Genomic DNA, 14,414 nt, shown 5'->3' with positions numbered 1-14,414 from the left:
AAGTTTGCGCGAATGAGGACAAGTGTTATGGGTAAGAATGTCGTAGTCCTGGGCACCCAGTGGGGTGATGAGGGCAAAGGCAAGATCGTTGATCTGCTGACCGAACATGCTGCCGCCGTAGTGCGCTACCAGGGTGGCCACAACGCAGGTCACACCTTGGTGATCGACGGTGAAAAAACCGTCCTGCACCTGATCCCCTCGGGCGTGCTGCGCGAAGGCGTCCAGTGCCTGATCGGCAACGGCGTGGTGGTTGCTCCCGACGCCTTGCTGCGGGAAATCATCAAGCTGGAAGAGAAAGGCGTACCGGTGCGCGAGCGCCTGCGTATCAGCCCGTCCTGCCCGCTGATCCTGTCCTATCACGTTGCGCTGGACCAGGCTCGTGAAAAGGCCCGTGGCGAGCTGAAGATCGGCACCACCGGTCGCGGCATCGGCCCGGCCTACGAAGACAAGGTGGCCCGTCGTGGCCTGCGCATCGGTGATCTGTTCCACCGTGAGCGTTTCGCGGCCAAGCTGGGCGAGTTGCTGGACTACCACAACTTTGTCCTGGTCAATTACTACAAAGAACCGGCCATCGACTTCCAGAAAACCCTGGACGAGTGCATGGAGTACGCCGAGCTGCTCAAGCCGATGATGCTCGACGTCACTGCCGAACTGCACGAGCTGCGTCGCGCCGGCAAGGACATCATGTTCGAAGGTGCCCAGGGTTCCTTGCTGGACATCGACCACGGCACCTACCCGTACGTCACCAGCTCCAACACCACCGCTGGCGGCATCGCCACCGGTTCGGGTTTCGGTCCGATGTACCTGGACTACATCCTGGGCATCACCAAGGCCTACACCACTCGCGTGGGTTCGGGTCCGTTCCCGACCGAGCTGTTCGACGACGTTGGTGCCTTCCTGGCCAAGCGTGGCCACGAGTTCGGTGCTACCACTGGCCGTGCCCGTCGTTGCGGCTGGTTCGATGCCGTCATCCTGCGTCGCGCCATCGACGTCAACAGCATCTCGGGCTTGTGCCTGACCAAGCTGGACGTGCTGGACGGCCTGGAAACCATCAATATCTGCGTGGGCTACAAGAACCAGGACGGCGCCGTCATCGACGCTCCGACCGACGCCGACAGCTACATTGGCCTGGAGCCGGTGTACGAGCAGATGCCTGGCTGGACTGAATCGACCGTGGGTGCCAAGACCCTGGAAGAACTGCCTGTGGCGGCTCGCAACTACATCAAGCGCGTCGAAGAGTTGGTCGGTGCGCCGATCGACATTATTTCGACGGGGCCGGACCGCAACGAAACCATCGTTCTGCGTCATCCGTTTGCCTGATAAGCCATTGATGTAAAACACAAAGGACCCTCGTTTGGGTCCTTTGTCGTTTCTGGTTGCCGCACGGCACGACACTTGCTATGCATCTTCATTAAGGCACCGCTTCCATAAGTGCCATCAAATTAATGGCGTTTGGTAGAGGGATTTCACGTGTCGGCCGTTCTCTCACTGTTACAAAGCCGTTTGTTGCGGCCTGTGTTCATTACCCTCGGTATCGCCCTTTTGGTGCAGGTACTGGTGGCTGTTGCGCTGACCCGAAGCACGGTCACGGCGCTGGAAGCCGACCTCGGTGCGCGCCTGGGGGCTGACAGCCAGAAGCTTTCCGGCGAGCTGGAGCAGGCGGGGCGTGAAGTCACGTCGAGCCTGGATAGTCTTTCTGCCAATACCCGCCAGCGGCTCAATGCCGGGTTGTCGGCTCGCCTGAAGGATGAGCAGGCGCAACTGCGTGGGACATTGGAGAAGGATTTGAGAGATTCCGCCAATGATATGGCGCAACTCCTGGCTTCCGTCGCTCCTCGCGCCATGTGGGACAGCGACGTGCCCACGCTCTCCGAATTCGCCCGTCGGGCCCAGCGTAATCCCAATGTGCTGTTTGTCATTTATGACGACGCGAATGGTGAGCACCTCACCCGCTACCTGAACCGGGAAAACCCGATCAACAAGGCGCTGCTGGAGAAAGGCAAGGGCGAGCGGGCCTTGGACAAGGTGCTGGATGCGGCGAAGAACGACCCTTCCGTGTATTACCTTGAAGCCTCGATCAATCCCAACGGCGTGGAGATCGGCAAAGTACTGATGGGGGTTTCCACGGCTGCCGTTGAAACCGATCTGAAGGCGCTTGACCAGCGCTTCTCGGCCTTGATCGCCAGCAGCGACCAGTTGGTCGGCGACAGCCTCAAGGGGGCGGCAGCCGACAGCGCGACCGCCATGCGCGGTCGCCTGGAATCGGCCCAGGCCACCGCCACGCAGATGCAGACCAACACCGCTACCACCGTGCAGGAAGCCGCGGCTACCCTGCGCTGGCGCATCGGCCTGGGCCTGGCACTGGTGGGCTTTGGCGTACTGGCGCTGCTGGCTGTGGTGTTGGGGCGTAGGGTGGTCAATCGCTTGAAGTTGCTGATCGCGGCCATGAACGACCTGGCGGCGGGTGAGGGTGACCTGACCAAGCGTGTGCAAATCAACAGCAAGGACGAAATTGGCGACATGGCCTCGGCGGTCAATCGCTTTGTGGATAAGTTGCAGCCCATCGTGCGCGAGGCGGGTGATGTGGCCCAGCGTACCGGTGTGGAAATCGGTGCGATGACCTTGCGTAACTCCGGTGCCGATGCGGCGGCCGGGATGCAGCGTGATGAAGTGGCCGAGAGCCTGCGTGCGCTATCGCAAATGGCAGATGAAGCTCAGTCGGAAAGCCAGGCGATGCAGGCGGCTTTGCAGCAGGTGGTAGAAATTCGCCAGGCCACCGATGAAAACACCCGCACTTCGGCCAAGGTCAGTGGCTTGATCGAGGCCCTGGCCGGGCAGGTAGACACCGGGGCGAAAGTGATCGAGCGACTGGCGCAGCAGAGCGAGCAGATCGAAGTGGTGTTGACGGTGATCCACGGCATCGCCGAGCAGACTAACTTGCTGGCCTTGAACGCGGCCATCGAGGCGGCGCGGGCTGGGGAAACCGGGCGCGGGTTTGCCGTAGTGGCGGATGAGGTGCGGGCGTTGGCGAGCAAGACCCAAAGCTCGACGGGCGATATACAGGCGCATATCGTGGCCTTGCAGCAGGGGGCTCGCGAGGCTGTGGCCGCCATCGGCCAAGCTGGGCGCCAGGCAAGTGAAGGTTTGTTGGTGCTGCGAGACAGCGCGCGGTTGCAGCAGTCGGTGCAGGCCTCTGTAGAGCAGGTGCATGCGGCTATTGGTCTGGCGACTCAGGCGGCGGCTCATCAGGCCCAGGGGGCGCAGGCGGTGCGTGGGCGGGTGGAGACGATTCATGCCCAGGCTGAGAAAGCGGCCCAGGCTGTGGTTGAGACCACGGCCAGTGGCAAGGTGCTGGATAGTTTGGCGGCGCAGTTGAAGGCGAGTTTGGGGCAGTTCAGGGCTTGATCGGGTTTTCACAGGCTTATACGCGACCAAAACCTGTGTGCGAGTTTGCTCGCGAAGGCGGCCTAACAGCCGACCTGAGTCCTCCCGGTCGTACACCCATCAGATCTGTGGGAGCAAAGCTTGCTCGCGAGGCGGCCTGACAGCCGACCTGGTTCTTCCCGGTGGTACACCAGTCAGATTTTGTGGGAGCAAAGCTTGCTCGCGAAGGCGGCCTGACAGCCGACCCGGTTCTTCCGGTCGTGCCTCCATCAGGCCTGGTTCGGTCGGGGAGGGCTTTGCCCTCCAGCGGGAGCAAAGGTTCAGATGGCAGAAACGCAAAAACCCGCTTTCGCGGGTTTCTGTGAGGTTCAAGGTCGTGACCTTGAAGCTTGAATTGGTGCCCAGAAGAAGACTCGAACTTCCACGACCTTGCGGTCACCAGCACCTGAAGCTGGCGTGTCTACCAATTTCACCATCTGGGCAGCATCTTCAGCGTTGCCGCTGTTGATGTGGCGCACTATACGGAGCGCGTTTTGATCTGTAAACCCCTGTTTTTGTTTTAGTAATTGCCAAACGCAATTTCAGGGAGATAGAAATGCAAAAACCCGCTTTCGCGGGTTTTTGTTGGGCTTGCAGGTCATTGACCTGTTGCTCGAAATTGGTGCCCAGAAGAAGACTCGAACTTCCACGACCTTGCGGTCACCAGCACCTGAAGCTGGCGTGTCTACCAATTTCACCATCTGGGCAGTATCGGCAACGTGTGTACGTCGTCGATGGCGCGCACTATACGGAGCGTGTTTTTAACTGTAAACCCCTCCTGAGAAAAAAACCGCTAAATTTCACGAGCGGTGCTTTTCCGGGGCTTCAAAGGCAGGCCAAATCGATCTGGAAAAGCCATCGCATGTTTGAAATTTCCCGTTTCATTAAGCCTATGCCAAACTAACCCGCATATAGACAAGGTGAAAACTCTCTAATGGCCGATTGGCAGTCCCTCGATCCCGAGGCCGCTCGTGAAGCGGAAAAATATGAAAACCCTATTCCTAGTCGCGAACTGATCCTGGCGCATCTCGCCGATCGGGGTTCGCCTGCTAGCCGCGAGCAGTTGGTCGAAGAGTTCGGTCTCACCACCGAGGACCAGCTCGAAGCCCTGCGCCGCCGTCTGCGCGCCATGGAGCGCGACGCTCAACTGATCTACACCCGGCGCGGCACCTATGCGCCGGTGGACAAGCTCGACTTGATCCTGGGCCGCATCGCCGGCCACCGTGACGGCTTTGGTTTCCTGATTCCGGACGACGGTAGCGACGACCTGTTCATGAGCCCGGCGCAAATGCGTCTGGTGTTCGATGGCGACCGGGCCCTGGCCCGTGTTTCCGGCCTGGACCGTCGTGGTCGCCGTGAAGGCGTGATCGTCGAAGTGGTGTCCCGTGCCCATGAAAGCATTGTCGGCCGTTACTTCGAAGAAGGCGGCATCGGTTTTGTTGTGCCGGATAACCCGAAGGTTCAGCAGGAAGTGCTGATTACTCCGGGTCGTAATGGCGCCGCCAAGGTGGGTCAGTTCGTCGAGGTGAAAATCACCCACTGGCCAACTGCGCGCTTCCAGCCACAGGGCGATATCGTTGAAGTGGTCGGCAACTACATGGCGCCGGGCATGGAAATCGACGTTGCGCTGCGCACCTACGACATTCCTCACGTCTGGCCCGAGGCTGTGCTCAAGGAAGCCGCCAAGCTCAAGCCGGAAGTCGAAGAGAAAGATAAAGAAAAACGCATCGACCTGCGCCATCTGCCGTTCGTCACCATCGACGGCGAAGACGCCCGCGACTTCGACGATGCGGTCTACTGCGAAGCCAAGCCCGGTAAGCTGCGCCTGTTCTCCGGCGGCTGGAAGCTGTTCGTCGCGATTGCCGACGTGTCCAGCTACGTGAAGATCGGTTCGGCCCTGGATAACGAAGCCCAGGTGCGCGGCAACTCCGTGTATTTCCCTGAGCGCGTGATCCCGATGCTGCCTGAGCAGTTGTCCAACGGCCTGTGTTCGCTGAACCCGAAAGTCGACCGTTTGGCCATGGTTTGCGAGATGACCATCTCCAAAACCGGCGAAATGACCGACTACCAGTTCTACGAAGCGGTGATCCACTCCCAGGCGCGTCTGACCTACAACAAGGTCAGCACCATCCTGGAAACGCCGAAGACCAGTGAAGCCAAGGCGTTGCGCACCGAATACGCTGGCGTGGTGCCGCACCTCAAGCAGCTGTACGCGCTGTACAAGGTGTTGCTGGGTGCCCGTCACGTGCGCGGCGCGATCGATTTCGAGACCCAGGAAACCCGGATTGTCTTCGGTTCCGAGCGCAAGATCGCCGCAATCACCCCGACGACCCGTAACGATGCGCACAAGCTGATCGAAGAGTGCATGCTGGCGGCCAACGTGGCCACTGCGGAGTTCCTCAAGAAGCACGAGATTCCTGCGTTGTATCGCGTGCACGACGGCCCGCCGCCGGAGCGCCTGGAAAAACTGCGCGCCTTCCTCGGCGAGCTCGGCCTGTCCCTGCACAAAGGCAAGGACGGTCCGACGCCGAAGGACTACCAGGCACTGCTGGCCAGCATCAAGGACCGCCCGGATTACCATGTGATCCAGACGGTGATGCTGCGCTCTCTGAGCCAGGCGGTGTACAGCGCCGACAACCAGGGCCACTTTGGTCTGAATTACGAGGCGTACACCCACTTCACCTCGCCGATCCGCCGTTATCCGGACCTGCTCACGCATCGCGCGATCCGCAGCGTGATCCATTCCAAGCTGAACACCCCGCACGTCAAGCGCGCCGGTGCCATGACCATTCCAAAGGCGCGGATCTACCCGTACGACGAAGCGGCCCTGGAACAGTTGGGCGAGCAATGCTCCATGAGCGAACGCCGCGCCGACGAAGCCACGCGTGACGTAGTGAACTGGCTCAAGTGCGAGTTCATGAAAGACCGCGTGGGCGAGTCGTTCCCAGGCGTGATCACTGCTGTGACCGGCTTTGGTTTGTTTGTCGAACTGACCGACATCTACGTCGAGGGCCTGGTGCACGTCACCGCCTTGCCGGGTGATTACTATCACTTTGATCCTGTGCACCACCGCCTGGCGGGCGAGCGCACCGGTCGCAGCTTCCGTCTGGGCGACACCGTGGAAGTGCAGGTCATGCGCGTCGACCTCGATGAGCGCAAGATCGACTTCGGAATGTCTGACAAGCCCGCCGAAGCGCCGACTGGCCGTAAAAAGCGTGGCGGCGAGACCGCAGCGCCTGCGACCAAGGGTAAAGGTGCTCCTGCCAAAACCGCAGAGCCTGAGCCAGCCAAGGCCGGTCGTCGTTCGTCCGTCAAGGACAAGGCTCCCGAAGCCTACCGCCCCAGCGACGCAGCGGCGAAGAACGCCGAGCTTCGCAAGAGCCGCGAGTTGAAGCAGCAGTTGCTCAACGAAGCCAAAAGCGGTGGTAAAGCGGCGTCTGGGGGAAAGTCCCACGGGGCGGAAAAGTCATCGAGCAAGCCAAGCAAACACCGGAAGGGTCCGCCGAAAGCGGGCTCGGCCCCAGCCAAGAGCGGCGGGGCGCGTAAACCCAAGGCCAAGTCATGAGTCAGTTGGAAAAAATCTACGGCGTGCATGCCGTGGAAGCGTTGTTGCGTCATCACCCCAAGCGGGTCAAGCAGATCTGGTTGGCCGAAGGCCGTAGCGATCCGCGGGTCCAGACCCTGGTCGAACTCGCCAACGAAAGCCGCGTCGCGGTCGGCCAGGCCGAACGGCGCGAAATGGATGCCTGGGTCGAAGGCGTGCACCAGGGGGTCGTGGCCGAGGTCAGTCCGAGCCAGGTCTGGGGCGAAGCGATGCTCGACGAACTGCTCGATCGTACCGAGGGCGCGCCCTTGCTGCTGGTGCTCGATGGCGTGACCGATCCGCACAACCTGGGCGCCTGCCTGCGTTCGGCGGATGCCGCCGGTGCGTTGGCGGTGATCGTGCCCAAGGACAAGTCGGCCACCTTGACGCCAGTGGTGCGTAAAGTCGCCTGCGGCGCCGCGGAAGTGATTCCGTTGGTGGCGGTGACCAACCTGGCGCGCACCCTGGAAAAACTCCAGCAGCGCGGCCTGTGGGTGGTCGGCACGGCGGGCGAGGCCGAGGTCAGCATCTATGACCAGGACCTGACCGGCCCGACGATCCTGATCATGGGGGCCGAAGGCAAGGGCATGCGCCGCCTGACCCGCGAGCATTGCGATTACCTGGTCAAGTTGCCGATGGCTGGCAGCGTCAGCAGCCTCAACGTCTCGGTGGCGACTGGGGTGTGCCTGTTCGAAGCGCTGCGCCAGCGTAGCGTCAAGGCTGTCGCCAAAAAGCCCTGATCTTGCTGTAAGCCCTGTGGGAGCGAGCCTGCTCACGATAGCGGCGTGTCATTCGGCGCAAATGTTGAATGTGGCGCCCTCATCGCGAGCACGCTCGCTCCCACAGTAGTTTTGTGTAAGGGCATGGATTGGTGGCTGTTCAAATAATCACCAATTACCTTGCGCCTCCCTCGGCCCTTCTCTACAATTGCGCCCCTTGCTGTGATGGCAGGCACTTATGTGTCTAGCGTCCACAAGTCCATAAGTGTCATTCACTCCTTGTCTGACCGTTTTTGAGCGGCAGGCTACAACCCGTAAGGAGCATTCATGCGTCATTACGAAATCATCTTTTTGGTCCACCCGGATCAAAGCGAGCAAGTCGGCGGCATGGTTGAGCGTTACACCAAGCTGATCGAAGAAGACGGCGGCAAAATCCACCGTCTGGAAGATTGGGGCCGTCGTCAACTGGCCTACGCAATCAACAATGTTCACAAGGCTCACTACGTGATGCTGAACGTTGAGTGCACTGGCAAGGCCCTGGCCGAGCTGGAAGACAACTTCCGCTACAACGATGCAGTGATCCGTAACCTGGTCATCCGTCGCGAAGAAGCCGTCACCGGCCAATCCGAGATGCTCAAGGCTGAAGAAAACCGCAGTGAGCGCCGTGAGCGTCGCGACCGTCCTGAGCACTCTGACAGCGCCGATGGCGATGACAGCGATAGCGACAGCGACAACAGCGATAACGCTGACGAGTAATCCACGGACCTTTTAAGGAGCCAATCACATGGCACGTTTCTTCCGTCGTCGTAAATTCTGCCGCTTCACCGCTGAAGACGTGAAAGAGATCGATTACAAAGATCTCAACACTCTGAAAGCCTACGTATCCGAGACCGGCAAAATCGTTCCAAGCCGTATCACCGGTACTAAAGCTCGTTATCAGCGTCAGCTGGCCACCGCTATCAAGCGCGCCCGCTTCCTGGCCCTGCTGGCCTACACCGACAGCCACGGCCGCTGAGACCGGGCAGTCGACGAGTAGTAAGGGATTGAATGCATGCGCGCCTTAGCTGACTTCATCATGCGGGGACGTGTGCAGGCCACGTTGGTTGTGGCCGGATCCGCAGCATTGCCGCTGTTGTTCTGGTTGAGTGCCGCCGCTGGGTGCCTTGTGCTCCTGCGGCGCGGTTCGGACGCCTTGAGCGTCCTGGGTATCGGGTTGCTGTCAGCGTTGGTGAGCTGGTATTTCCTGAAGGACCCGACAACACTCCTGGTGTTGCTCGGGGCTTGTGGCCTGGCGTTGGTTCTGCGCGCCGGACATACCTGGAACCGCGTGCTGCTGTGCAGCGTGGCCGTGGGGTTGTTGTGTGCGGTGAGCCTGGGGACCGTATTCGGTTCCTTCATCGAGTCACTGGCGCAGACGTTCGAACACGTCCTGCCGCTGGCGATGGGTGAGGTCTACGAGACATTCTCGGCAGACCAGAAGGCATTTCTCGCCGCGCTGAGCGCTCCGCTGATGATCATCTCGATAGCGTCTTCGCTGCAGATCTTTAGCGTGCTGTGCCTGATTCTTGGGCGCTATTGGCAGGCGTCGTTGTATAACCCCGGTGGTTTCGGTCGCGAGTTTCGCGCCATCCGATTCCCCAAGAGCGTGGCGCTGTCACTGCTGGCCGTCATGTGTGTTGCCCCGTTTTTCGGGCTGCATGCACTGATCCTGTTGCCGTTGTGCAGTGTACCGCTGGTCTTCGCCGGCCTGGCCCTGATTCACGGGCTGGTGGCGCAGAAGCGACTGGCCACGTTCTGGCTGGTGGGGATATACGTGACGTTGTTGCCTTTCATGCACTTGCTCGGTCCGTTGCTCGTGGTCTTGGCCATCGTCGACAGCCTGATTGATTTTCGCGGTCGTATGGCGCCGAAAGACGCCGACAACGCGAACGGTGAAGGTTAAAAGTTAGAGGATTTTCACATGCAACTGATCCTTCTGGAAAAAGTCACCAACCTGGGCAACCTGGGTGACAAAGTAAACGTTAAGGCCGGCTACGGTCGTAACTACCTGCTGCCTTACGGCAAAGCCACCGCTGCGACCGCTGCCAACCTGGCTGCGTTCGAAGAGCGTCGCGCTGAGCTGGAAAAAGCTGCCGCAGACCGTAAAACCTCGGCTGAAAGCCGTGCTGCCCAACTGGCCGAGCTGGAAGTGACCATCACTGCCACCGCTGGCGACGAAGGCAAGCTGTTCGGTTCGATCGGTACTCACGACATCGCTGACGCACTGACCGCCTCTGGCGTTGAAGTTGCGAAAAGCGAAGTTCGTCTGCCGAACGGCACCATCCGCAACGTAGGCGAATTCGACGTAGCCGTGCACCTGCACGCCGAAGTTGAAGCCACCGTACGCGTTGTCGTGGTAGCAGCCTAAGCAACACCTGTCGGCTGGCACCCTCGGGTGCTTGCCGGTAACATCGGGCACGATCCTGTTTACAGGTCGTGCCCTTTGTCTTTCTGCAATTGCTGAATTTCATAACCAGACGTGGCCATGAACGAAATCACCGCTCCCGAGCAATATGATCTGCAAACCGCTGCCCTGAAGGTGCCTCCGCATTCCATCGAGGCCGAACAGGCCGTGCTCGGTGGCCTGATGCTGGACAACAACGCCTGGGAACGCGTGCTCGATCAAGTCTCCGACGGCGATTTCTATCGACATGACCATCGCCTGATTTTCCGTGCGATCGCCAGGCTTGCCGATCAGAACATGCCGATCGACGTCGTCACCCTGGCCGAGCAATTGGACAAGGAAGGGCAGACTTCCCAGGTCGGTGGCCTCGGTTACCTGGGCGAGTTGGCAAAAAACACGCCGTCTGTCGCCAACATCAAGGCCTATGCCCAGATCGTCCGCGAACGGGCGACGTTGCGTCAGTTGATCGGTATCAGCACTGAAATCGCCGACAGCGCCTTCAACCCGGAAGGCCGCACCGCCGCCGAGATCCTCGACGAAGCCGAACGGCAGATCTTCCAGATCGCCGAGGCCCGGCCGAAAACCGGCGGCCCGGTGAGTGTCAACGACCTGCTGACCAAGGCCATCGACCGTATCGACACCTTGTTCAACACCGACAACGCCATCACCGGCCTGTCCACTGGCTACACCGATCTCGACGAGAAGACCAGCGGTCTGCAGCCGTCCGACCTGATCATCGTCGCCGGCCGTCCGTCCATGGGTAAGACCACCTTTGCGATGAACCTGGTGGAAAACGCCGTGCTGCGCAGCGACAAAGCCGTGCTGGTGTACTCCCTCGAGATGCCAGGCGAATCGCTGATCATGCGTATGCTCTCGTCCCTGGGGCGTATCGACCAGACCAAGGTCCGTTCCGGCCAATTGGAAGACGATGACTGGCCGCGCCTGACATCGGCGGTCAACCTGCTCAACGACCGCAAGCTGTTCATCGACGATACCGCGGGTATCAGCCCGTCGGAAATGCGTGCCCGGACCCGTCGCCTGGTGCGTGAGCATGGTGACATCGCGCTGATCATGATCGACTACCTGCAATTGATGCAGATCCCGGGTTCCAGCGGCGACAACCGGACCAACGAGATTTCCGAAATCTCCCGTTCCCTCAAGGCCCTGGCCAAGGAATTCAACTGCCCGGTGGTTGCACTTTCCCAGTTGAACCGTTCCCTGGAACAGCGCCCGAACAAACGCCCGGTGAACTCCGACTTGCGGGAATCCGGAGCGATCGAGCAGGACGCCGACGTGATCATGTTCGTCTACCGTGACGAGGTGTATCACCCTGAGACGGAACACAAGGGCATCGCCGAAATCATCATCGGCAAACAGCGGAACGGTCCGATCGGCTTCATTCGCCTGGCGTTCATCGGTAAATACACCCGATTCGAGAACCTGGCGCCGGGTAGCTACAATTTTGATGACGATGAGTAAATTCTTCATCGCCTGATCTGGCCTCATCGCGAGCAGGCTCGCTCCCACATGGGATCTGTGTGTTGCAGATATTTTGTGGGAGCGAGCCTGCTCGCGATGAGGGCGTCACCATTTCCGACCATAGCCGTCGGAATTGGTCAAATTTTGTGCTATATTCCGCGCCCGCGATTTTTCATCCTTTATACCGGTCATCGACATGCAAGCAGCCAAGCCGTTATTTGACTATCCCAAGTACTGGGCCGAATGTTTCGGCCCGGCGCCGTTCCTGCCCATGAGCAGGGAGGAGATGGATCAGCTCGGCTGGGATTCCTGCGACATCATCATCGTGACCGGTGATGCCTACGTCGATCACCCGTCGTTCGGCATGGCGATCATTGGCCGTTTGCTGGAAGCCCAGGGCTTTCGCGTCGGGATCATTGCCCAGCCGAACTGGCAGTCCAAAGACGACTTCATGAAGCTCGGCGAGCCCAACCTGTTTTTCGGTGTCGCGGCCGGCAATATGGACTCGATGATCAACCGCTACACCGCCGACAAGAAAATCCGTTCCGACGACGCCTACACCCCCGGTGGCCTGGCGGGCAAACGTCCGGACCGTGCGAGCCTGGTCTACAGCCAGCGCTGCAAGGAAGCCTACAAGCATGTGCCGATCGTGCTTGGCGGTATCGAAGCGTCGCTGCGGCGTATCGCCCATTACGATTACTGGCAGGACCGGGTCCGCAATTCGATCCTGATCGACGCCTGCGCCGACATCCTGCTCTACGGCAACGCCGAGCGGGCGATTGTCGAAGTCGCCCAGCGCCTGTCCTACGGTCACAAGATCGAAGACATCACCGACGTGCGTGGCACGGCGTTCATCCGCCGCGACACGCCGCAAGGCTGGTACGAAGTCGATTCCACGCGCATCGACCGCCCGGGCAAGATCGACAAGATCATCAACCCGTACGTGAATACCCAGGACACCGCTGCTTGCGCCATCGAGCAGGAGAAAGGTCCGGTTGAGGATCCGAGCGAAGCCAAGGTCGTACAGATCCTGGCGAGCCCGAAAATGACCCGCGACAAAACCGTGATTCGTCTGCCGTCGGTGGAAAAGGTTCGTGGCGATGCGGTGCTCTATGCCCACGCCAACCGTGTACTTCACCTGGAAACCAACCCGGGCAACGCCCGTGCCCTGGTGCAGAAGCACGGCGAGGTCGATGTCTGGTTCAACCCACCGCCCATTCCGATGACCACCGAGGAAATGGACTACGTGTTTGGTATGCCTTACGCACGTGTTCCGCACCCGGCTTATGGCAAGGAAAAGATCCCGGCCTACGAGATGATCCGTTTCTCGGTGAACATCATGCGTGGCTGCTTCGGCGGCTGCACCTTCTGCTCGATCACCGAGCACGAAGGCCGGATCATCCAGAACCGCTCCGAAGAGTCGATCATTCGCGAGATCGAAGAGATCCGCGACAAGGTCCCAGGCTTCACCGGCGTCATTTCCGACCTCGGCGGCCCGACCGCGAACATGTACCGCATCGCCTGCAAGAGCCCGGAAATCGAGTCCGCGTGCCGCAAGCCGTCGTGCGTGTTCCCCGGCATCTGCCCGAACCTCAATACCGACCATTCTTCGCTGATCCAGCTGTACCGCAGCGCCCGTGCCTTGCCTGGGGTGAAGAAGATCCTGATCGCCTCCGGCCTGCGTTACGACCTGGCGGTCGAGTCGCCGGAATACGTCAAGGAATTGGTGACCCACCACGTCGGTGGTTACCTGAAGATCGCCCCGGAGCACACCGAGGAAGGCCCGCTCAACCAGATGATGAAGCCGGGCATTGGCAGCTATGACAAATTCAAGCGGATGTTCGAGAAGTACACCAAGGAAGCCGGGAAGGAGCAGTACCTGATTCCGTACTTCATCGCCGCCCACCCGGGCACCACCGACGAAGACATGATGAACCTGGCGCTGTGGCTCAAGGGCAATGGTTTCCGCGCCGACCAGGTGCAGGCGTTCTACCCGTCACCGATGGCTACCGCGACCGCCATGTACCACTCGGGCAAGAACCCGCTGCGCAAGGTCACCTACAAGAGCGATGCGGTGACCATCGTCAAGAGCGAGGAGCAGCGCCGCCTGCACAAGGCCTTCCTGCGTTATCACGACCCCAAGGGTTGGCCGATGCTGCGTGAAGCGCTGACCCGCATGGGCCGCGCCGACCTGATCGGGCCGGGCAAGAACCAGTTGATCCCGTTGCACCAGCCGGCCACCGACAGCTACCAGAGCGCCCGGCGCAAGAACTCGACGCCGGCTGGCAGCCACAAGGTGGGCAAGGAAACCACCAAGATCCTGACCCAGCACACTGGGCTGCCACCGCGTGCCAGTGACGGTGGCAACCCATGGGACAAGCGTGAGCAAGCCAAGGCCGCGGCATTCGCCCGCAACCAGCAGGCCGCCAAGGAACGCAAGGACGCCGCCAAGGGCAAGGGCCCGAAACCGGCGCGCAAGCCTGTCGTGCCGCGCTGATCCTTGAGCGACAACGTAAAACGCCAGCCTTAAGTGCTGGCGTTTTGCTTTCTAGCGACGGTGCTGGTCGTTTGTTATCGTGGCGACCGCCTTACGACGTGATGGCGGATGCATAGCCTTTTGTGGCGAGGGAGCTTGCTCCCGCTGGGCTGCGAAGCGGCCCCAAATAATCCCATGCAATGTTCTCAGACAGACCGTGCCGGCCGGTTTACGACGGCTTCGCCGCCGAGCGGGAGCAAGCTCCCTCGCCACAGTATTGTGTGTGGATAA

General features: G+C 60.3%; 10 protein-coding genes, 2 tRNA genes and 1 pseudogene. 11 read left to right on the top strand and 2 right to left on the bottom strand.

The window, feature by feature from the left end; genetic code table 11:
• Nucleotides 1-27: 27 nt before the first annotated feature.
• The 3 genes and pseudogenes from GN234_RS15370 to GN234_RS30355 all read left to right on the top strand — a co-directional run bounded on the left by GN234_RS15370 (nucleotide 28) and on the right by GN234_RS30355 (nucleotide 3,405).
• Entirely contained in the window at nucleotides 28-1,320 is a 1,293-nt protein-coding gene (locus GN234_RS15370; RefSeq protein ID WP_003186407.1) for an adenylosuccinate synthase, read from the top strand.
• A 486-nt stretch (nucleotides 1,321-1,806) separates the two neighbouring features.
• Nucleotides 1,807-2,499 (top strand): annotated as a pseudogene (locus tag GN234_RS30360) (methyl-accepting chemotaxis protein); the annotation flags it as partial.
• Nucleotides 2,500-2,520: 21 nt separating this feature from the next.
• Nucleotides 2,521-3,405 carry a methyl-accepting chemotaxis protein gene (locus GN234_RS30355; protein WP_371914581.1) on the top strand — a complete coding sequence of 295 codons (885 nt, stop codon included), beginning with the start codon at nucleotides 2,521-2,523 and terminating at the stop codon, nucleotides 3,403-3,405.
• Between the two features lie 374 nt (nucleotides 3,406-3,779).
• Here the strand turns inward: GN234_RS30355 and GN234_RS15360 are convergent.
• A tRNA-Leu gene (locus GN234_RS15360) sits at nucleotides 3,780-3,866 on the bottom strand.
• A gap of 177 nt (nucleotides 3,867-4,043) precedes the next feature.
• Nucleotides 4,044-4,130 (bottom strand) — tRNA-Leu (locus tag GN234_RS15355).
• Nucleotides 4,131-4,357: 227 nt separating this feature from the next.
• On the opposite strand from GN234_RS15355, the gene rnr reads away from it, so the two are divergent.
• The 8 genes from rnr (at nucleotide 4,358) to GN234_RS15315 (ending at nucleotide 14,144) form a co-directional block, all read left to right on the top strand.
• On the top strand, nucleotides 4,358-6,988 hold the full coding sequence (gene rnr / locus GN234_RS15350) for a ribonuclease R (RefSeq protein WP_176688726.1): 2,631 nt from the start codon (nucleotides 4,358-4,360) through the stop codon (nucleotides 6,986-6,988).
• Nucleotides 6,985-7,746, top strand: a complete 762-nt coding sequence (rlmB, locus tag GN234_RS15345) for a 23S rRNA (guanosine(2251)-2'-O)-methyltransferase RlmB (protein WP_109752169.1) — start codon at nucleotides 6,985-6,987, stop codon at nucleotides 7,744-7,746. The genes rnr and rlmB overlap by 4 nt, the downstream gene beginning before the upstream one ends.
• 306 nt (nucleotides 7,747-8,052) lie before the next feature.
• Nucleotides 8,053-8,481, top strand: a complete 429-nt coding sequence (rpsF, locus tag GN234_RS15340; protein ID WP_003186395.1) for a 30S ribosomal protein S6 — start codon at nucleotides 8,053-8,055, stop codon at nucleotides 8,479-8,481.
• Nucleotides 8,482-8,509: 28 nt separating this feature from the next.
• Nucleotides 8,510-8,740 (top strand): 30S ribosomal protein S18, encoded by a 231-nt coding sequence (gene rpsR / locus GN234_RS15335; RefSeq protein WP_002551829.1) that lies wholly within the window; start codon nucleotides 8,510-8,512, stop codon nucleotides 8,738-8,740.
• Between the two features lie 36 nt (nucleotides 8,741-8,776).
• Nucleotides 8,777-9,667: a YybS family protein gene (locus tag GN234_RS15330; protein ID WP_109752170.1), complete on the top strand. Its 891-nt coding sequence runs from the start codon at nucleotides 8,777-8,779 to the stop codon at nucleotides 9,665-9,667.
• An 18-nt stretch (nucleotides 9,668-9,685) separates the two neighbouring features.
• Nucleotides 9,686-10,132 carry a 50S ribosomal protein L9 gene (gene rplI, locus GN234_RS15325; protein ID WP_003197251.1) on the top strand — a complete coding sequence of 149 codons (447 nt, stop codon included), beginning with the start codon at nucleotides 9,686-9,688 and terminating at the stop codon, nucleotides 10,130-10,132.
• Between the two features lie 117 nt (nucleotides 10,133-10,249).
• Nucleotides 10,250-11,647, top strand: coding sequence for a replicative DNA helicase (gene dnaB, locus GN234_RS15320; RefSeq protein ID WP_027911801.1), 1,398 nt, complete (start codon nucleotides 10,250-10,252; stop codon nucleotides 11,645-11,647).
• Nucleotides 11,648-11,843: 196 nt separating this feature from the next.
• Nucleotides 11,844-14,144, top strand: coding sequence for a YgiQ family radical SAM protein (locus tag GN234_RS15315; RefSeq protein WP_176688725.1), 2,301 nt, complete (start codon nucleotides 11,844-11,846; stop codon nucleotides 14,142-14,144).
• Nucleotides 14,145-14,414 lie beyond the last annotated feature (270 nt).

The organism is Pseudomonas bijieensis (genome assembly GCF_013347965.1).
In the GTDB taxonomy this organism is placed as follows: domain Bacteria; phylum Pseudomonadota; class Gammaproteobacteria; order Pseudomonadales; family Pseudomonadaceae; genus Aquipseudomonas; species Aquipseudomonas bijieensis.
The sequence above is the reverse complement of the archived record's forward strand: the minus strand, read 5'-3'. Positions and strand labels throughout refer to the sequence as shown.